Here is a 20,340-nt window from a genome sequence, read left to right as displayed (position 1 = left end):
GAGCACCGAGCGCAACTGGAGAACGCCCCATGAAGGAAAGCCCGAGCCCCAGGATCGGCATCCTGGTGGTCGCGTACAACGCCGAGACGACGCTGGAGAGAACCCTCGACCGCATTCCCCCGGACTTCCGGTCCAAGGTCACCGAGGTCCTCATTCTCGACGACGCGAGCCATGACGCGACTTTCACCGCCGGCTGCCGCTGGTCGCAGGCGGAAGACCTGCCGCGGACCGTGGTGATGCGGCACACCAAGAATCTCGGATACGGCGGAAACCAGAAGGCCGGATACGCGCTCGCCGCCGAACACGGCCTCGACATCATCGTGCTGCTGCACGGCGACGGACAGTACGCCCCCGAGTTCCTGCCCGACATGGTCGCCCCCATCGAACGCGGCGAATGCGAAGCCGTGTTCGGGTCTCGGATGATGCATTCCGGATCCGCCCTCAAGGGCGGCATGCCCCTGTACAAATGGCTCGGCAACCGTATTCTCACCCGCCTGGAGAACGCCCTTCTCGGTTCGCGGCTCACCGAATTCCACTCCGGATACCGCGCCTACAGTGTCGCGGCACTCAAGAAACTGCCGATCCACCGGAACACCGACGCGTTCGACTTCGACACCCAGATCATCGTCCAGCTCCTCAACGAGGGAATGCGGATCAAGGAGATCCCCGTCCCCACCTACTACGGCGACGAGATCTGCTACGTCAACGGCATGAAGTACGCGAAGGACGTCGTCAAGGACGTCCTCGAATACCGGCTCGCCGTCAAGGGTTTCGGCACTTGCGCCTGGATCCCCAAACCCGTCGAGTACGCGTTCAAGGAGGGCGACGGCTCCTCGCACTCCGTGATCCTGGAGAAGATGCGCACCCTGCCGCCCGGCCGGGTCCTCGATCTCGGCTGCTCCGGCGGCCTGTTCGCGCAGCGCCTGGAGACCCTCGGGCACGAAGTGACGGGCGTGGACTACGTCGAGGTCCCCGGCGTGCGCGAGAGGTGCACCCACTTCCACCTCGCCGACCTGGAGGAGGGGCTGCCCGCGGACATCGGCACCGACTACGACTACGTCGTCGCGGGCGACGTCATCGAACACCTCTCGCACCCTGAGCGGGTGCTCGCCGAGGCCGCCGCCGTGCTGCGGCCCGGCGGCCATGTACTGCTCTCCGTACCGAACTTCAGCCACTGGTACTCACGGTTGCGGGTCGCGTTCGGCGTCTTCGACTACGACCGGCGCGGCATCCTCGACGAAACGCACCTGCGCTTCTTCACCCGAGCCAGCCTGCGCCGAACCGTTCGGGGCGCGGGCTACGACGTCCTCCACATCGTCTCCACCGGAGCCCCGTTCTGGGCGCTGCTCGGAGGTGGACCGCTCCCCGCGGTCCTGGGCGGTCTGTCGAAGCTGCTCACCCGGATCCGGCCGACGCTGTTCGGCTATCAGCACGTCGCACTGCTCACCCCGCATGCGGCCGAGACGATCATCGCTGGAGAGCACGTCGATGTGCAGGACATCCTCAACCGACAGTACGCCCCCGCCGGCCGGGTCCGTGGCTGAGGCCGCCGTCCCCCGTCCCACTCCCGCCCCGGTGTCCGGGGAGCCGGTGCCCGCAGACAGGAGCAAGGCCTTGACCCTCCCCAGTCTGATGCTGCTGCTGTTCGCCGTGTTCTCGTCGGCGGGCGGCCAGATCATGCTCAAGCACGGGATGAGGAGCGCCGCGGCGGCTGCCGCGCAGGGCGGTGGATCCGTCGCCCTGCGTGCCGCGACCAGCCCCTGGGTCGTCCTCGGTCTCGTGGTCTTCGCGGTCTCCGCCCTCGCCTGGATGACCACGCTGGCCAAGGTGCCGCTGTCCATCGCCTACCCGTTCAACGCCCTCGGGTATCTGCTGATCGTCGCGGCCGGGTCGACCGTGCTGCATGAGCGGACCTCGATGTGGACCTGGGGCGGCTCACTGCTCGTGGTCATCGGCCTCGTCACGGTGATGGTCGGCCAGCAGCGCTGAGTCCCGTTCGTTCAGCAGGCCCGCCCACCAGGCCCCGCCCCTCAGCCCCGTTCATCAGCCCCGCCCCTCAGCCCCGCCCGGAGGCCGACGGCACACCGTCGCCGGACGGGTCCGGACGTTCCCCCAGCAGCACCTGCCGCACCACCCGTTCCGCCGCGCGTCCGTCGCCGTACGGACAGAACCGGGCCCGGAACGCGGCCCGCAGCGCCTCGTTCGCCGGGCTGCGCCAGGTGCCGTCGAGGAAGATCCGGGCCAGCTCCGTCGTGTCGGTGGAGACCGCTCCGGGGGTGTCCCCGGGCCTCCCGGAGAGCAGGTCGAAGCAGACCCCGCGGACCGTGCGGTACGTCTCCCAGTCGGGGGCGTGCACCACGATCGGGCGGTCCAGATGGGCGTAGTCGAACATCACCGACGAGTAGTCCGTCACCAGCGCGTCCGCGGCCAGACACAGCTCCTCGATCCGCGGGTGGTCGCAGACATCGATGAGTGACGGGTGCTCCGGCAGCCCGGCGCCCTCGTAGAAGTAGTGGGCGCGGACCATCACCACGGTGTCCGGGCCGAGCGCCTCGCAGAGGCCGACCAGATCGAGCCGACTGGTGAACGCCGCCTCGTAGTCGCGGTGCGTCGGCGCGTACAGGAGGACACGCCGGCCGGGCCGGATGCCGAGGTCCTCGCGGACCTGCGCGATCCGTTCCTCCGTGGCCGTCGCGAGGACGTCGTTGCGCGGATACCCCGATTCGAGGGACCGCGCGGTGCCCGGATAGACGCGAGCCCACACCTCGGTGGAGTGCGGATTGGCGGAGACGCTCCAGTCCCACCGGTCCACGCGCTGGAGCAACCGGTCGAAGTTCAGCCCCTGGGCCGCCGCCGGATAGTCCTGCTGGTCGAGCCCCATGATCTTCAGCGGGGTGCCGTGATGGGTCATCACATGGATCTGGCCACGCCGCTTGACCAGGTGGTCGGGGAAGTTGACGTTGTTGAAGAAGTACGTGGCGCGGGCCAGCACCCGCCAGTAGCGCCGGGTCCCCGGCACCACGTGATCGATGCCCTCGGGCACCGAGTCCGCCTGGTTCTTCGACACCACCCACACGCCGCGCACCTGCGGCGCCAGCTCCTGGGCCTTGCGGAAGACCGCCTCCGGATTGCAGCTCACGCCGCGGTTCCAGTACGCGGCGTAGACGGCGAGACCCGGGTCCAGCGGGAGCCTGCGCTGCCACCAGTAGAAGCGCGCGGACAGGGTGCGCCTGGCCCGCGCCCGCACCGCGCCGGGTGCCGCCCGCAGGCTCCGGCGCAGGGCCAGCAGGGTGTCCAGGGCGCCGAGCACGACGTACCGGCCCCGCCCCATCAGCCGGGGCCGCAGCCCCCGGGCGCCGGCCGGGAAACGGTGTCCCTCGGGCCGGTGCGCGCGGTGGAACGTCGCCACGGACCGTACGTAGCGCCTGCGGCGCCGGGTCACCGACGGGTACCCGGAGAGGAGCTCCGAGGCGGCCTGCTCGAAGAGCAGCGTCCGTACCGGGTGCAGCGGCGGCCGGTCCCGCACGAACTCCATCAGCCCGGCGTACGCGTCGACGAGCTGCTGCGGTGCCGAACCGTCGGACTCCTGTGCCGGTTCGGTGCCGTCGGGCAGCCGGCGCCGGCCGCGGTGCTCGACGCAGGCCATGGGCAGTACGGCGACGGACCGGGCCGCGGCGAGGGTCTGGTGTGCGTACATCCGCTCCCCGTGCTGCCCCGGTCCGAAGGCCAGCTTCTCGCCCTCGTGGAGGGTGCGGTGCACGGCACGGTTCCAGGAGACCGGTGCGATGTCCAGGAGATCGGGATGTCCGGCCAGGGTCAGGCGGCCCGTCGGCAGTCGGCCGAGGAGTTCCAGTGACCGGGTCGGCCGCGGGCGGCCCCGGAACGGCCGCCGGAGATGGCCGAAGAGCAGCAGCTCGGGGTCATCGGTCTCCTCCAGCCGGTCGGCCACGGCCCGCAGGGCGCCCGGCAGCAGGACGAAGGCGCCCTCCAGGAAGAGGAGGTAGTCCCCCATGGCGCGTTCGGCCCCGGCGTTGCGCCGCCCGTCCGGACCGGCACCCGGCGGCAGATGGATGGCCTGCACCCGGTCGTCCCGTGCGGCGAACTCGTCGAGGATCAGCCCCGAACCGTCCGGCGCACCGTCGTCCACCCCGATCAGCTCGATGTCCGTGAACGACTGCGTGAGCACCGACTCCAGGCACTGGCGCAGCTCCCCTCGGACGCGTCGGACGGGGACGATGACACTCAGCCGGGGCATACGGGTACTTTCTCGGGCTCGGGCCCACGAGGGGTGCGCGGGTCCACGGGGCATACGGGTCGACGGGCAGATGAGGTGAGGTTGCGGTCAGGGGCGGTCGGGGGGCCGGACCCCGGCGAGGCCGAGCTCCGAGGACGCCTGCCGGTCGGCGGGGACCACGGCGCCGGCCGACGCCCGGACCGGGATCCGGGTCGGATCGCCCACCGCCGGAGCGGGCCGCCGCTCGGCCGGAGGGACCGCGGGCGGCTGTGCGGAGGTGTCGCCGAGAAAGACCCGGCGTACCACCCGCTCGGCCGCGTGCCCGTCGTCGTACGGGCAGAAGCGCTCCCGGAATGCCTCGCGCAGCCGCGCCGTGTGCGCGGTGCGCCAGTGGCCGGTCGCGAAGATGCCGAGCAGTTCGTCCTCGCTGTGCGCGATCGCGCCCGGCGGGCAGGAGTGCAGGTCGAAGTAGGTTCCGCGGGCCGCCTCGTACGCCTCGCGGTCGCCGAAGTGGATGACGACGGGCCGGTCCAGATTGGCGTAGTCGAACATCAGCGACGAATAGTCCGTGATCAGTGTGTCCGAGGCGAGCGCGAGTGTCTCGACGCAGGGGTGGCCGCTGACGTCGATGATCCGCGGGTGCGGTTCGCGCACCGGCGCGGCGTCGTACGAGTAGTGCGCGCGGTCGAGGATCACGGCGTGCGGACCGAGGACCCGCAGCAGGCGCGCCAGGTCGAGCGTGACGTGCGGGCCGCGCCGGTAGTCGCGGTGTGTGGGCGCGTACAGCACGGCCAGGGCGCCCTCGGGGATACCGATCGACTCGCGCAGCCGGGCCACCTCGTCGGCGGTGGTGCGCTGGTAGACGTCGTTGCGCGGACAGCCGTACTCCAGCGTCGTGCAGTGCGCGGAGGCCGACGGGTAGGCCTTCTCCCAGACGAGGGTGGAGTGTCGGTTCGCGGAGAGCGAGTAGTCCCATTTGTCGACATTGGCGAGCAGCTGGCCGAAGTCCATGCCGCGGGCCGCGGCGGGCCGGTCCTGGAGGTCGAGGCCCATGGTCTTGAGCGGGGTGCCGTGGTGGGTCTGGAGCAGTACCTGGCCGGGTCGCTTGACCAGCCGGCGGTCGAAGTTGACGTTGTTCACCAGGTACCGGGAGCGGGCCAGTGCCCGCCAGTAGCCCCCCGTCCCGGGGGTGATCGGTCGCGTCCCGGGGGGCAGGGTGCGGGCGTCCTGCGGGCGGCAGATCCAGGCGGTCCGCAGCCCCGGCACCAGTTCGCGGGCCTTCGCCTCGATCGCTGCGGGGCTGCAGGCGTAGCCGCGGTGCCAGTACGCCGCGAACACGGCCCGGTCCGCTTCGACGGGCAGGCGCAGCTGGATGCGGTAGTACGCCTGGAGCGCGGCGGCCCGCAGTACCCGGCGGCCGGTCGCGGTGAGGTTCCGCAGCCGGCCGTGCAGCGACTGCGCGGTCCACAGCGCGCGGTAGGTGCGGTGCGCGCCCAGCCGGATCAGCGTGTGACGCAGCCGGGCGCGGCGCGGGGCGGGGGCGCCGGGGGTGCGGTAGCGCAGGTAGTGGGCGCGGGCACGGCGGAAGAACGCGGCCCGGCCGCCGCGTGGCAGCCGGCCCCTGGCGGTGAACAGCGTGCAGAAGTGGTCGAGCATCCTGCGGAAGATCACCGGCCGCCAGGGCGCGAGTTCGGGTCGGGCGTCGATGAACGCGAAGACCCGGTCGTACTGTTCGAAGACGTCGAAGTGCCTGCGGCTGGTAGTGGCCAGGATGTTGCCCTGGCGTCGCTGCCGGTAGCCGACGCACACCCGGTCCAGGACCGCGATCGAACGGGCGGCCATCAGTACCGGATACGTCCAGGGTGTGTCCTCGTAGTAGCCCGGCGGGAAGGTGAACCCCTCGGCCTCGACGAACGCGCGGCGGTACGCCTTGTTCCAGACGACCATCAGGACCTTCAGCAGGCCGGGCCGGTCGGCGAGTGTGAAGGTGGCGGGACCCGTCTCGGCGAGGTGTTCGGCGAAGGTGTTGCGTACGCTCTCGCCCGTCCAGTACGTACGGGCGTAGTCGTAGACCAGGACGTCCGGTTCGCCGGTCTCCTCGATCCGGTCGGCGATGGCCCGCAGGGCGCCGGGGGTGAGGGTGTCGTCGCTGTCCAGGAAGATCAGGTAGTCGCCGGTGGCCCGGGCGATCCCGGCGTTGCGGGCCCGACCCAGGCCCACGTTCTCCGGCAGGTGCAGGGCCCGCACCCGGTGGTCGCGGGCGGCGAACTCGTCGATGACGGCGCCGCAGGCATCGGGGGAGCAGTCGTCGACCGCGATGATCTCGAAGTCCTCGAAGGACTGGGTGAGCACCGAGTCCAGGCTCTCGTGGAGATACGCCTGAACCCGGTACGCAGGCACGATGACACTGAACCGGGGCACAACACATCCAGGGGTCGTTCGCAGCGCGGGCGGGCGGTCCGCAAACGTCCTATGGAGTGAAAGAGTTACGTCAAAACGTGGCACATCCGTGAAGTTGCAGGTGAGGCGGCCCTGTTGTGGTGAACAGGGCCGCCTCGCGTTGACGGATGCATGTGCGGACTACTTCACCGCTCCCGCCATCACGCCGGAGACGAACTGACGCTGGAAGGCGAAGAAGACCGCGAGCGGAATCACCATCGAGACGAAGGCGCCGGGCGCCAGCACGTCGATGTTGTTGCCGAACTGCCGTACCTGCTGTTGCAGGGCCACGGTGATCGGCGGGGACTCGGAGTCCGCGAAGATCAGTGCGACCAGCATGTCGTTCCACACCCAGAGGAACTGGAAGATCCCGAGTGAGGCGATCGCCGGACCGCCCAGCGGCATCACGACCCGGGTGAAGAGCCGGATCTCGCCCGCCCCGTCGAGGCGGGCCGCCTCCAGCAGCTCCCGCGGGATCTCCGCGAAGAAGTTCCGCAGCAGGAAGATTGCGAAAGGCAGGCCGAACGCCGTGTGGAAGAGGATCACACCGAGCGTCGTCTCGAAGATCCCGACGGCGCCGAAGAGCTTGGAGACGGGGACCAGAGCGACCTGCACCGGCACCACCAGCAGCCCCACGACCAGCAGGAACCACCAGTCGCGGCCGGGGAACTCCATCCAGGCGAAGGCATAGCCGGCCAGTGAACCGATCACCACGACCAGGACGGTCGACGGGACGGTGATCGCGACCGTGCTGAGGAGGGAGTGGGTGATGGTCGAATTGTCCAGCAGGCGTGCGTAGTTGTCGAAGGTGAGCTGGGAGGGGGCCGTGAAGACCTTCCACCAGCCGGTCGACGCGATGTCCTGCGGCCCGCGCAACGAGGACAGCAGCAGGCCGATGGTCGGCATCAGCCAGAACAGGCCCACCAGGACGAGGAAGACCCGCATCGCACCGCCGCCCACGCGGGCGGCGACGCGTGAACCGAGAGACCGCTCGCCCCTCACCGGCCCGGTGGCGGCCGGCGTGCTCGGGGCGGTGTCCGCGGTCGACGCCGTCGTCATCGGCGCCCCTCCTTCCGGATCCGGCGGATGTTGACGTACATCACCGGGAGAACCAGCAGCAGCAGGAGCACGGCGATGGCGCTGCCGATCCCGAGGTCCGCGTCCGTGCCGAACGAGGAGCGGTAGAGCTGGAACGCCAGCACGTTGGCGTCGTCCTGCGAGGATCCCGGCGCGATGATGAAGACCAGGTCGAAGATCTTCAGGACGTTGATCATCAACGTGACCAGCACCACCGCGAGAACGGGCGCGAGCATCGGCACCGTGATCCGGCGGAACACCTGCCACTCGTTCGCGCCGTCCACCCGTGCCGCTTCGAGGAGTTCACGCGGCAGGCCCGCGAGTCCCGCGGCGATCAGCACCATCGCGAAGCCGGCCCACATCCAGACGTAGGAACCGATGATGGCGGGCGTGACCAGAGTCGGCCCGAGCCACTGGACCCCGTTGTACGCCTCCCTGAAGTTCGAGGCAGGCAGCCGGAGTTCGGCTCCGTCCGCCGACACGGGCAGGGTGAACACACCGTCCGCGCCCGCCGTCGCCGAGGCGACCACTCTGCCGTCCTTGACCGCCTCCACCGTGATGCCCCTGAGCCCCAGTTCCCCGGGGTCGATGACATTCGGTCTGCCGCCGCCACCCCGGGTGAAGTCCAGCCAGGCGGTGCCGGTGATCTTCCCGGACTCCGTCGCGGCGGCCTTCGCGGGCTTCGCGTCCTTCGGCATCCTGGCCGGTGCCACACCGACCAGCGGCAGCTGCACGGCCTGCCCGGCCCGGACCGTCGCCCGGGTGACGAACGAACCGCCGCCGCCCGCCTTCAGCGGGTGGACGGGCAGCGGATGCGCCTTCGGGTAGCTCGCCGATTCGGCGAACGTGTCGTGCACCCCCACCCAGACGGCGTTGGCGACCCCGCGCTCCGGGGCCGCGTCGTACACCAGCCGGAAGATGATGCCCGCGGCGAGCATGGAGATCGCCATCGGCATGAAGACGACCAGCTTGAACGCCGTGCCCCAGCGGATCCGCTCCGTCAGCACCGCGAAGATCAGCCCGAGCGCGGTGGAGACGGTCGGGGCGACCACGACCCAGATCGCGTTGTTCTTCACCGCCGTGACGATGGTCTCGTCGGTGAACAGCGCCTGGTAGTTGTCGAGTCCGGCGAAGCCCGTACCCGCCCGGTCGAAGAACGACCGGTAGACGGAGTACACGATCGGATAGACCACGAGTGCGCCCAGCAGCACCAGTGCGGGTGCCAGGAACAGCGCCGCGACGACCCGGCGGGTGCCGGTCACGCTTCTGCGGCTGCGCCCCGGGGTGCCGGCCGGGGCGGCGGGCGGCTTCCTGGGGCCGGGCACCGACGGCCGTCCGGGCGAATGCGTGTCGGCGGGGGGCGCCTCGTCGGCGCCCCCCGCTGCGGCTGTCGTCATCCCGTCAGCTCTTGTACGCCTTGGCCGCGTCGGACTCCAGCTTCGCCTGGGTCCCCGCGATGTCCTTCGGGTTCTTCAGGAAGTCCTGGAGGGTCTTCCACTCGCCCTTGCCGGGCGTCCCGCCGAACGACTGCGGGGCCTGGTCGGACATGTCGAAGCGAACGGCGTCCCCGGCCGCGATCAGTGCCTTGGCCATCGTGCGCTGTACCTCGTTCGGGTAAGCGGCGGCGTCCAGGGCCTTGTTCGGCGAGATGAACCCGCCCTGCTCGGCCATGATCTTCGCCGCGTCGGCCGAAGCCAGCCAGGTCAGCAGGGCCTGGGCGCCCTTGCCGTCCTTCAGCGCCACCGCCGCGTCGCCACCCGTCACGACGGGGGACTCGGCACCGACCGACGGGAACGGGAAGACCTTGGCGTCGGTCCCGATCTTCGCCTTCGTCTCCCCGATGTTGACAGCCACGAAGTCACCTTCGTAGACCATCGCGGCCTTGGGCTGGTCACCGCCGGTGAAGGTCTGTGTGACCGAGGCCGGGAACTCCGTCTGCAGTGCGCCGTCGGCACCGCCCGCGATCAGCGACGGCTTGCCGAAGAGCTGCGCGAGCGTGGTCAGCGCGTCCTTGACCGAGGGGTCCTTCCACGTGATCTCGTGCTTGGCCAGCTGGTCGTACTTCTCCGGGCCCGCCTGGGAGAGATAGATGTTCTCGAACCAGTCGGTGAGGGTCCAGCCGTCCGCACCGCCGACGGACACCGGGGTGACGCCGGAGGCGGAGAGCGTCTCGGCCGTCGCCAGGAAGTCCTTCCAGGTCTTCGGCTCGGCGGCGCCCGCGTTCTCGAACGCCTTGGCGTTGTACCAGATCAGCGACTTGTTGGCGGCCTTGAAGTAGACGCCGTACTGGGTGCCGTCCACCGCCCCGAGGTCCTGCCAGACCTGGGAGTAGTTCTTGGTCAGCTGGGCCTTCGCCTCGGCACCGACCGGCTTGGCCCACTTCTTCCGCGCGGCCTGCTGGATCGCGCCGACCTGCGGGATCATCGCGACGTCCGGCGGCTGGCCGCCCGCGATCTTCGTACCGAGGAAGTTGACGATCGGGTCCTGCGCCGGGACGAAGGTGACGCTCGCCCCCGTGCGGTTCTCGAACTCCTTGAGGACCTTGACGAAGTTGGCCTGCTCGGTTCCCGTCCAGACCGCCGCGACCGAGAGCTTCTCGCCGTCCAGTTTCGGGAGTAAGACGCTCGACGAGCTGTCCTTGCCTCCTCCGGAATTCTTGTCCGTCTTGTCCTTCCCGCCGTCGCCGTCGTCGCTGCAGCCGGTGAGAGCCAGTGCGCCGATGGCGGTGAACACCATGGCGGCCCGGCCGATCCGGAGGGTTGTGCGCATCGCTTCCCCGTCTCTCACATCGTTGTGTGCGCACAGTCCTACGCCGGGTGCACCGGTGCCGCAACACCCCCGCGTCAACTCGGTGATACTGATGGTCGCGTGACGGGGCGTCAGGAAAGCTCTGGACCCGGATCGGTTTGCTGGTCGTTTCGGAACGGGCTGTCACGTCCGGGACATCGGTGAGCGCGCGAGACGAAATCCCACGTCGTCGATCCGGAAGGTCGGATGGCTGCGCCGCCGCACCGAGGCCCGGCAGCTCCAGTGCTCGTCGGCCCACCCACCGCCGCGGAGCACGCGATAGGTGCCGTACACCTCGGCGTCGTAGACGTCCCAACACCAGTTCCACACATTGCCCAGCATGTCGTGCAGCCCCCAGGCGTTGGGCTGCTTGACCCCCACCGGGTGGATGTGCCCCTCCGAGTTGCCCTGGTACCAGGCGATCTCGTCGAGCGGGCCATGGCGCGGGCCGGTGGTGCCGGCGCGGCATGCGTGTTCCCACTCCGCCTCGGTCGGCAGCCGGTACCCGTCGGCAGAGGCGTTCCAGTCGGCTGTCTCCTCGCCGGGACGGAGGTGATAGGCGGGTGTCAGCCCCTCACGGCGGGACAACGCGTTGCAGAACCGGACCGCGTCCCACCACGACACGCCCTCCACCGGCAGCCGGTCGCCCCGGGCGGTGCTCGGCTGCTGACCTGTGACGTGTGCGTACAACGACTGGGTGACCGGTACCGCCGCCATCCGGAACGGTGCGACCTCGGCCGTCCAACTCCTCTGCGTCCGCCGGTCCGACAGCGTCACCCGTCCCGGCGGGACCGCAACCATCTCAGTTTCTGTCCCCGTGTCCACCGGGCCACCCTAGGGGCTGCCCCGTCATCCCTGGTGGGCGTGCGACGACAGCTACGGCACCTCGCGACGTTGCCGGGCTCGTCCGCATACGACCCGGTACGAGGACGACCCTCCGCCTTGCGATGCACCGCATCCGACGCCGCGCGCTCATCCACCGGGGATGACGGGGCAGCTCTGAGCGGCGGCGTCATGACCCGCCCCCTGGATGCGGAGTCGTTGGGACGGGTGCGGCCCCACGACCGGTCAGGAGGCACCTGTTCCGAACGGGGCTATCGGCTCGGCGTTCACCGACCGGGCGGCCCGCTCCAGCGCACTGGCCAACAGCGCCAGATCCGTAGGGCCGTTGCCCAGCTCGCGGACCGGGCGCCGGGCCGGCGGATCGCCCATCCGCTCCCACTCCAGCGGGACGACGGTCGGGCGCAGGGTCGCCGTACGCGGGATGCGGCCCGTCACCCGGCCGCCCTGGAACGGCGTCACCCGCCCGTCCGGATGCCCCAGTCGGCCCCGGCCGGGCGCCGGGTCCCCCGGCGACGGCGGGACGACGGGTGCGTCGAGCACGATGCGCAGCCGGGTCCTCTGGGCCAGGTCCGTGTCCTCCGTACGGTCCGGGCGGGCGGACGTCGCGACCAGATGGACGCCGAGCCGGCCGCCCTCCCTGGCCACGGCCTCCAGCGCCCGTACGACCGAGCCCGCCGCCGGGCGGCCGGGGCTGCCGAGCGCCGGGGCGACCAGTGCGTCGAAGTCGTCGACCAGGACGACGAGCCGGGGCAGCGGGCAGGGGGCGGACAGTGCGGAATGCGCGGCGACGGTCCGCAGCCGGAGCGTCCCGCCCGTCGGGGAGGCCAGGTCGCTGCGCTGTTCCGCGCCGCTCGGCGGGCGCTGGCCGATCACCCGGTGCGCCACCTCGTACCGCTGGTGCCACTCGGTGAAGTCGTACGGGCCGAGCAGTTCGGAGCGCCGCTTCAGTTCGCCCCCCAGCGCCTGGGCGAACTCGCGCATCCGTATCGGATCCGCGGCCACCAGGTGGGTGAACGCGTGCGGCAGCTCGGTGCACGGGCGCAGGCTCTCGCCCCGCTCGCCACCCGCGCCGTCGACCAGGAGCAGCCCCAGCCGGTCGGGCCGGGCGGCGGCGGCCAGCGACGCGGCCACGGCCCGCAGCAGCTCCGTACGTCCGCTGCCGGCCGGCCCCTCGATGAGGAGATGGGGGCCTTCCTCCGTCAGATCCACGCTGACGGGGCCCCGGGGCCCGGCCCCGAGCACCACGACGGGCCGCCCCGCGGCCACAGCGGCACCACCCTCCGGCCGGGCGGCGGGCAAGGCGTCGGCCGCGGTGTCCGGGTGGGGTTCCACGGCCGTGCGGGCGGCGCTTCCGAGGCCCTGGGAGCCGCCACCGGTCCAGCTGCCGGAGCCGGGAACGGTGCGGGAACTCGGGGTGCCCCCGGGCGAGCCGCCGATCTGGGGCGCCGGGGCGGCGGGATACGGGGTGCGCCCGGAGCCGCGCGTCTCCTGGGCGTCCTCGGGCAGGAGGCCGTGGCCCGCCGTGCCGACGTGGGTGGTGTTCTCGCTGCCGGGATACGGGGTCCGCCCCGAGCCGGGGACGTACCCGCCCCGGCCGTCCGACCCCGTCGAACCGCCGGTGCGCTGGGCGCCCACCCGGGCAGCCGGGCTGCCCGGGTGCTCCGTACGGCCCGAACCGCGCACCTCCGCGTCCGGACGGCCACCGGCCGGGCCGCCCGCCCAGCGCCCCGAACCGCGCACGGTGGCGCCCGGATGGTCGTCGGCGGTGGAGGCCCAGCGGGCCATCAGCGAGGCCGGAGTGGCTCGCGCCAGGCCCAGTTCGTCCAGCAGGCGGGCGGTCGGCGGGAGCGCGGCCGACACCGGTCGGCCGTGGACCGACGCCGGGCCTTCCGACCGCAGCGGGGCCATCGCCCGGCCGAACCGCTCGGCCCAGTGCGCCGACACCGCGTCCACCACGGCGACCGTGCCGCGGCCCGAGGCCCGGCCGTCCGCCGGCCGAAGCAGCCGCAACGCCGTCGCCACGTCGCCGCTCAGCATCGCCACCGCTCCGCACTCGCGGAACGCGATCGAGGCGTGGCAGGCGGCCTCGTACGTCGCCGCGACCGGCGAGGTGGGCGTCGCGGCCGGGGTCTCGGCCAGACAGATCAGATGGATTCCTGCGGCGGCCCCCGCCACCGCCAGCCGGGCGGTGTTCTCGCGCAGCTCCGCCGTGCCGGGGTCGCCGTCGACGATCAGCACGGTGTACGGGCCCGCGTACTGCCCGGCGGCCTCGGCGACGCTGCTCCGGTCCAGGCTCGCCCAGCCGGGCCCCAGCGGCCCGGTGTCCAGGCGGTGCACCAGCTCCGTCGTGCGGGCGACGGCCTGCTCGCGGTCGTACGCCAGGAGCAGCCGGCAGTCCTGGCCGTGCAGCGGGCGCAGATGGGGCAGCCAGCCGAGCCAGGACCACTCCAGCCGGCGCTCGTCCGTACTGCGGGAGCGGTCCGTGCTGATCAGCACGATCTCCAGATCGGCGGGGGAGTGCAGTGCGGCGAGCTGCGCCACCACCGAACGGGCGAGCCCGGCCAGCCGGCTCCGCGGACCCGCGAGCCCGAGGGAGCCGGCCTCCCGCAGCCCGACCGTCACCGGGGCGGCGGGCAGCCCGGTCCGGTCCGTGGTGCCCACACGCACCACGAGCGCCTCCGGGTGCGCGGTGTCGCGCTCCCACAGCCGGGGCCCGGGGCCGAGCGCGGTCAGCAGCACGGCCGCGGGGTCGGGCCAGGTGTCCTGCGCGGTGGCCTCCGGCGCTGCTCCGGAGGCGGCGGCCGGGTACGGCTGATCGGCGCCCGACTCGTCGGGCGTCGCCTCGTGCACGGGCTCGCCCTTGCTGCCCGCGAGTCTCCGCGCCCAGGCGCCTATCCCACCCCGCCGGGACATTCCGTCGTCCGAGAGGGGGAGTGGCTGACGACGGGTGTCGGCGCCCTCCGTCACATCGCCCTCGTGCGGGCCACGGCCGGCGGAATCCGTGCCCGGGGCAGGGACCGGGGCGTATCCGTGTCCGGAGCCGTGCGCCTCGCTGTCCGTGCCTGCCGCTGCGGACACTCGTAGATGCCCCTCGCCGTCCGGGGTCGTCGCCCTCCTCGGCGGACGGGCGCCCGGGACCAGCCGGAGCGTCGATTCACCGAGCCGCAGCAGTGCGCCGGGCTTCAGACGCACCGGGCGGTCGCGGACCTCCGCACCGTCGAGCAGGGTGCCGTTGGTGGAGCCGAGGTCGGCCACCGAGACCAGGCCGTCGGCGGAGACCGTCACCGTGCAGTGCAGGCGGGACACATCGGGGTCGTCGAGCGGGACGTCCGCGTCGGCGGAGCGGCCGATCCGGACCTTGCCGCCGTGCAGCAGATGGACCCCGCCCGCGTCGGGCCCCGCGATCACGTGCAGCCGCGCCGGAACGACGTCGTCCGGGGCCTCGTCCTCGCCGGGGACCTGGAGCGAGAGCACCGCTCCGTCGACCAGCGGAGGCTCGCCCAGGGCACACCGCTGTGCGTCGAGCCGCTCACGCCCGGCGAACAGCGCCACCGCACCGCCACCGAGCGAGCTGTCGGGCCCGGAGACGGCCGCGGCCAGAGAGGACGCCACGGTGGCCAGAGCCGTGCCCGGTGGGGCGGTGACCAGCACGTCGCAGGCGCGCGCCGGAGTCTGGCCGCTGCGCGGCGCGAGGACGGTCAGCCGGATCTGCATCGCCGTCAGCGATCCCTTCTGCGCGGGGCGCCGGGCAGGGGAATGCCCTGTGAGTCCCCCTGCCCGACACGGACGCGTCGTCCGGTACAGGTTCGTCACGTGCCGCGGGGCCTGCTGCCCCACAGTCCGTGCTGAAGGCATCTTCGCACCTGCCACTGACAACGTGCCCGGGGGCCTTCGCCAAGTGATCTTGAACGGTCGGTGGTGCGTCCGCTCGGAGCGGACGTTCTGCACCCCAACAGCCTTGCCGGGACGGCGCCCAGGGGAGGGCCCGGGGCAGAACGTCGGGCGGATGCGCGGCAGTCACCGGCCCGGCGCGAGCGCGATGCACCGGTCTCCTACGGAGCCGGGCCGGGGGTGCCGCAGCCTCAACAGGTCCACCAGCCACCGACGTTCCGACTCGGCCCCCACAGGAAAGGGCGCGCAGGGCGAACAGGAAAGGACAGGCAGGGCGAACAGGAAAGGACAGGCAGGGCCACCCCCGTGGCGACACCCGGCACGCACTCCTGCCGCACCGCCGCAAGCCCGGGGACACCCGGTACGAGGACGTGCGACCGACCGGCCGGACGCACGCACCGGACGCCACTCCTTCACGGGCGGACATTGCCTGCCGCGGCACTAGAGTGGGCCGGAATCCCGGGCGGATCCGGGGACCACGCAAGCACCACGATCAGCAGGGAGCGCATGACGTGCGGCCGGTAGGTAGCAAGTACCTGCTCGAGGAGCCGTTGGGACGCGGCGCCACGGGCACCGTCTGGCGTGCCCGCCAGCGTGAGACCGCAGGCGCCGAGGCGGCCGTCGCCGGCCAGCCCGGCGAGACCGTGGCGATCAAGGTCCTGAAGGAGGAGCTCGCCAACGACGCGGACGTCGTGATGCGGTTCCTGCGCGAGCGCTCGGTGCTGCTCCGGCTCACCCACGAGAACATCGTGCGCACCCGGGACCTGGTCGTCGAAGGTGATCTCCTCGCCCTCGTCATGGACCTGGTCGACGGGCCCGACCTGCACCGTTACCTCCGCGAGAACGGCCCGCTCACCCCGGTCGCCGCGGCGCTGCTCACCGCGCAGATCGCGGACGCGCTCGCCGCCAGCCATGCGGACGGCGTCGTCCACCGCGATCTGAAGCCCGCCAACGTCCTGCTCGACGAGCGCGACGGCGAGATGCACCCGATGCTGACCGACTTCGGCATCGCGCGCCTGGCCGACTCCCCGGGGCTCACCCGCACCCACGAGTTCGTCGGCACGCCCGCCTACGTGGCACCCGAGTCCGCCGAGGGCCGCCCGCAGACCTCCGCCGTCGACATCTACGGCGCGGGCATCCTGCTGTACGAGCTGGTCACCGGCCGCCCGCCGTTCGCCGGCGGCACCGCCCTCGAAGTCCTGCACCGGCACCTCAGCGAGGAGCCCCGCCGCCCCACGACCGTCCCGGCGCCGCTGTGGACGGTCATGGAACGCTGCCTGAGCAAGGACCCCGACCAGCGGCCCAGCGCCGAGAACCTGGCCCGTGGACTGCGTACGGTCGCGGCCGGTATCGGTGTGCACGCCGACGCCGCCCAGATCGCGGCGGCCGAAGGGGTGGGCGCCCTGCTCGCTCCCGATCCGGCGCCCGCGGCCGTCCCCGAGACCCCCGGCGCCGCCGACCCGACGCAGGTGCTGCCCAGCAACGCCGGCTCGTACGATCCGAACGCGGCGACCAGTGTGATGCAGCACACCCCGGGGCAGGGCGGCCACGCCGACCCGACCTCGGTCATGCCGCCGGTACCGCCGCGCCCGGACGGCCCGCCGCAGCCCGAGGGCCCGCACCCCTGGCAGTCCCAGCTCCAGGCGGCCCGTGATCGCAACGAGCAGACGCAGGTCCAGTACCTCGACCCGAACCAGGACCCGCTGCGCCGTCGGCCCCAGCGGCCGCAGCCCCAGCAGCCGCAACGGCAACAACAGCAGCCGCAGCAGTACCAGCCCCAACAGCAGTACCAGCAGCCGCAGCAGTACCAGCAGCCGCAGAGGTCTGCGCCGCCCCAGCAGCAGTACCAGCCGCAGCAGCAGCGTCAGCCCCAACAGCAGTACCAGCGGCAGCAGTACGCACCCCCGCAGCAGTCCGCGCCGCCCCAGCAGCCGGTAACGCGCCAGCCCCGCGAGCCGCGGCAGGGCAGCGCCAACCCGATGAAGATCCCCGGCCTCGGCTGCCTCAAGGGCTGTCTGTTCACCCTGGTGCTGCTGTTCGTGGCGGCCTGGCTGATCTGGGAACTGACACCGCTCCAGGACTGGATCGGCCAGGGCAAGAGCTTCTGGCAGGCGATCAGCGACACCGTCTCCAGCGTGACCGACTGGGTGTCGGAATGGGGCGGCGGAAGCAGTGGGAACGACTCCTGAGCGCCCGTCACCGCGGCACCTCTGTAGCTATATCGACTTCTGCGGGCGAGTTTCCACCGCAATTCGCCCGCAGAAGTGAGGGTCGGCGTTGTCGCGGGCACTCAACACCCTGATCGACGCGTAAATTTGTCGACGGGGGTCATGGGCGACGGTTCATCGCCAGCCGTTGAGGGAGCAGTCTTGGCACGGAATATCGGCAGCCGGTACACCGCCCACCAGATTCTGGGGCGCGGCAGCGCGGGCACGGTCTGGCTCGGCGACGGGCCCGAGGGCCCGGTGGCCATCAAACTGCTCCGCGAGGACCTCGCGTCCGACCAGGAGCTCGTGGGCCGCTTCGTCCAGGAGCGCACGGCCCTGCTCGGCCTGGACCATCCGCATGTCGTCGCCGTCCGCGACCTCGTGGTGGACGGCAACGACCTGGCCCTGGTCATGAGCCTGGTACGCGGCACGGACCTGCGCACCCGCCTCGACCGCGAACGCCGTCTCGCGCCCGAGGCCGCCGTCGCGATCATCGCGGACGTCGCCGACGGCCTGGCCGCCGCGCACGCCGCCGGGGTGGTCCACCGTGATGTCAAGCCGGAGAACATCCTGCTCGACATGGAGGGCCCGATCGGCCCCGGTGGATCGCACCCGGCCCTGCTCACCGACTTCGGCGTGGCCAAGCTGATCGACACCCCCCGCCGCACCAAGGCCAGCAAGATCATCGGTACGCCGGACTACCTGGCTCCCGAGATAGTCGAGGGCCTCCCGCCGCGCGCCGCCGTCGACATCTACGCCCTCGCGACGGTCCTGTACGAACTCCTCGCGGGCTTCACGCCCTTCGGCGGCGGACACCCCGGCGCCGTCCTGCGCCGTCATGTCACGGAGACGGTCGTCCCGCTCCCGGGCATCCCCGAGGAGCTCTGGCAGATCCTGGTCCAGTGCCTGGCCAAGGCCCCGGCGTCCCGGCTGCGCGCCTCCGAGCTCGCGGCCCGGCTGCGTGAGCAGCTCCCGCAGCTGGCGGGCATCCCAGCGCTGGAGGTGGACGAGCCGGACGCCGAAGCGGAATCCCGGACGTACGACGAGCAGAGTTACGCCGCCGTGCCCGAGGAACCCCGCCGCCGCGGCGCGGTCCCCCTCGTTCCCGGCTCGTCCGCCGACTCCAACCGGGACACCCACACGAGCATGCGGGTCCCGGCCCCCGACGAGCTCTCCGGCGGCCCCCGTGGCACGGCCAGGGCCCCGCGCGCCCCGGGGCGGCCCCGGCCGGGCTCGGCCCGCAACAAGTCCGCGGCCGTCCGCAAGCGCCGCCTGACGCTGGGCGCCGCGGCGCTGGTGCTGGTGGCGGCGCTGGGCGTGGGCGGCTGGCTGGCCCTGGGCGACGACGGTGCGGACGCGCCTGCCCCGGACACGGGGAACTCGGCGCCGGACGCGCCCTGACCCCGGGGCCGCGCGGTCGAGGCCCCCGGCCGGCCCCGGGGCCGGGTCCGCGACGGCTTCCGGGCCCGAAGGGGAAGCCCTGCGGAGCCCCTCCGCAACCCCTGCGCCGCACGGTCCGCGGACGCCTCGCGGACCCCTCGGCGAAGTCGTGATCATGCGGCCCGAGGAATGTCCGCGCCGACAGCCGTTACGCTTGGACGCGTGGCAGTCGTCGATATTTCCGAAGAGCTGAAGTCCCTCTCCTCGACCATGGGGTCGATCGAGGCCGTCCTGGACCTGGATGCGCTGAGGGCGGACATCGCCGCGCTTGAGGAGCAGGCGGCGGCGCCCTCCCTCTGGGACGACCCGGACGCGGCACAGAAGATCACCAGCAAGCTTTCGCACCTCCAGGCCGAAGTCCGTAAGGCCGAGGCCCTCCGCGGCCGCATCGATGATCTTGAGGTTCTTTTCGAGCTCGCCCAGGACGAGGGCGACGCGGACACCCTTGCCGAGGCCGAGGCCGAGCTGGAGTCCGTCAAGAAGGCGCTGGACGAGATGGAGGTGCGTACCCTCCTCTCCGGCGAGTACGACTCCCGTGAGGCGCTGGTCAACATCCGGGCCGAGGCCGGTGGCGTGGACGCCGCCGACTTCGCCGAGAAGCTCCAGCGCATGTACCTGCGCTGGGCCGAGCAGCGCGGCTACAAGACCGAGGTCTACGAGACGTCGTACGCCGAAGAGGCCGGCATCAAGTCGACCACCTTCGCCGTCCAGGCTCCGTACGCCTACGGCACGCTCTCCGTCGAGCAGGGCACCCACCGGCTCGTCCGCATCTCGCCCTTCGACAACCAGGGCCGTCGCCAGACGTCCTTCGCGGGTGTCGAGGTGCTGCCCGTGGTCGAGCAGACCGACCACATCGAGATCGACGAGTCCGAGCTGCGCGTCGACGTGTACCGCTCCTCGGGCCCCGGCGGCCAGGGCGTCAACACCACGGACTCCGCGGTGCGCCTGACCCACCTCCCGACCGGCATCGTCGTCTCGTGCCAGAACGAGCGCTCGCAGATCCAGAACAAGGCGTCCGCGATGAACGTTCTCCAGGCGAAGCTCCTTGAGCGCCGCCGCCAGGAGGAGCAGGCCAAGATGGACGCCCTCAAGGGCGATGGCGGCAACTCCTGGGGCAACCAGATGCGGTCGTACGTCCTGCACCCGTACCAGATGGTCAAGGACCTGCGGACGGAGTTCGAGATGGGCAACCCGGACGCGGTCTTCAACGGTGAGATCGACGGCTTCCTGGAAGCGGGCATCCGCTGGCGCAAGCAGCGGGAGAAGTAGTCGGCAGGGCCTGTCTCCCTGGTTCTTTGAACGGCGGTGCCGGAACCCCCCACGGGGGCAACCCGGTGGCGATGGCCATCGTCGCGACCACATTCTCCGACCCGGCTGAGCGGGCCAGGGCCATCGGCGTGTTCGGCTCGATGACCGGCCTGT

Annotated in this window: 12 protein-coding genes; 5 read left to right on the top strand and 7 right to left on the bottom strand. The window is 71.8% G+C overall.

The window, feature by feature from the left end; genetic code table 11:
• Positions 1 to 29: 29 nt before the first annotated feature.
• Both AB0L71_RS30345 and AB0L71_RS30340 read left to right on the top strand, forming a co-directional pair.
• Complete coding sequence (locus AB0L71_RS30345) at positions 30 to 1,544, top strand: bifunctional glycosyltransferase/class I SAM-dependent methyltransferase (RefSeq protein WP_365249094.1); 1,515 nt, start codon at positions 30 to 32, stop codon at positions 1,542 to 1,544.
• Between the two features lie 70 nt (positions 1,545 to 1,614).
• On the top strand, positions 1,615 to 1,989 hold the full coding sequence (locus tag AB0L71_RS30340) for a hypothetical protein (protein ID WP_365249091.1): 375 nt from the start codon (positions 1,615 to 1,617) through the stop codon (positions 1,987 to 1,989).
• Positions 1,990 to 2,056: 67 nt separating this feature from the next.
• On the opposite strand, the gene AB0L71_RS30335 is transcribed toward AB0L71_RS30340, so the two are convergent.
• The 7 genes from AB0L71_RS30335 to AB0L71_RS30305 form a co-directional block, all read right to left on the bottom strand.
• Positions 2,057 to 4,255: a bifunctional glycosyltransferase family 2 protein/CDP-glycerol:glycerophosphate glycerophosphotransferase gene (locus tag AB0L71_RS30335; protein ID WP_365249088.1), complete on the bottom strand. Its 2,199-nt coding sequence runs from the start codon at positions 4,253 to 4,255 to the stop codon at positions 2,057 to 2,059.
• A gap of 87 nt (positions 4,256 to 4,342) precedes the next feature.
• Positions 4,343 to 6,655: a bifunctional glycosyltransferase family 2 protein/CDP-glycerol:glycerophosphate glycerophosphotransferase gene (locus tag AB0L71_RS30330; RefSeq protein WP_365249085.1), complete on the bottom strand. Its 2,313-nt coding sequence runs from the start codon at positions 6,653 to 6,655 to the stop codon at positions 4,343 to 4,345.
• A 159-nt stretch (positions 6,656 to 6,814) separates the two neighbouring features.
• Entirely contained in the window at positions 6,815 to 7,732 is a 918-nt protein-coding gene (locus AB0L71_RS30325) for a carbohydrate ABC transporter permease (protein WP_365249082.1), read from the bottom strand.
• Positions 7,729 to 9,147, bottom strand: coding sequence for a sugar ABC transporter permease (locus AB0L71_RS30320; protein WP_365249079.1), 1,419 nt, complete (start codon positions 9,145 to 9,147; stop codon positions 7,729 to 7,731). Before AB0L71_RS30320 ends, AB0L71_RS30325 begins: the two co-directional genes overlap by 4 nt.
• Before the next feature lie 4 nt (positions 9,148 to 9,151).
• The gene (locus AB0L71_RS30315; protein WP_365249076.1) at positions 9,152 to 10,519 is read right to left on the bottom strand and encodes a carbohydrate ABC transporter substrate-binding protein; all 1,368 of its coding nucleotides are present in this window, start codon (positions 10,517 to 10,519) and stop codon (positions 9,152 to 9,154) included.
• Between the two features lie 162 nt (positions 10,520 to 10,681).
• Complete coding sequence (locus tag AB0L71_RS30310) at positions 10,682 to 11,338, bottom strand: SUMF1/EgtB/PvdO family nonheme iron enzyme (protein WP_365249073.1); 657 nt, start codon at positions 11,336 to 11,338, stop codon at positions 10,682 to 10,684.
• 267 nt (positions 11,339 to 11,605) lie between these two features.
• Entirely contained in the window at positions 11,606 to 15,094 is a 3,489-nt protein-coding gene (locus AB0L71_RS30305; RefSeq protein WP_365249069.1) for an FHA domain-containing protein, read from the bottom strand.
• Between the two features lie 689 nt (positions 15,095 to 15,783).
• Between AB0L71_RS30305 and AB0L71_RS30300 the strand changes: the two genes are divergently transcribed.
• The 3 genes from AB0L71_RS30300 (at position 15,784) to prfB (ending at position 20,187) form a co-directional block, all read left to right on the top strand.
• Positions 15,784 to 17,460 carry a serine/threonine-protein kinase gene (locus AB0L71_RS30300; RefSeq protein ID WP_365249066.1) on the top strand — a complete coding sequence of 559 codons (1,677 nt, stop codon included), beginning with the start codon at positions 15,784 to 15,786 and terminating at the stop codon, positions 17,458 to 17,460.
• Positions 17,461 to 17,640: 180 nt separating this feature from the next.
• Positions 17,641 to 18,879 (top strand): serine/threonine-protein kinase, encoded by a 1,239-nt coding sequence (locus AB0L71_RS30295; protein WP_365249063.1) that lies wholly within the window; start codon positions 17,641 to 17,643, stop codon positions 18,877 to 18,879.
• A gap of 201 nt (positions 18,880 to 19,080) precedes the next feature.
• Positions 19,081 to 20,187 carry a peptide chain release factor 2 gene (gene prfB / locus AB0L71_RS30290; protein ID WP_365249060.1) on the top strand — a complete coding sequence of 369 codons (1,107 nt, stop codon included), beginning with the start codon at positions 19,081 to 19,083 and terminating at the stop codon, positions 20,185 to 20,187.
• Positions 20,188 to 20,340: the final 153 nt, after the last annotated feature.

Source organism: Streptomyces sp. NPDC052052 (genome assembly GCF_040680455.1).
GTDB lineage: Bacteria > Actinomycetota > Actinomycetes > Streptomycetales > Streptomycetaceae > Streptomyces.
Note: the sequence above shows the minus strand (reverse complement) of the source record. Positions and strands in the feature narration are given on the sequence as shown.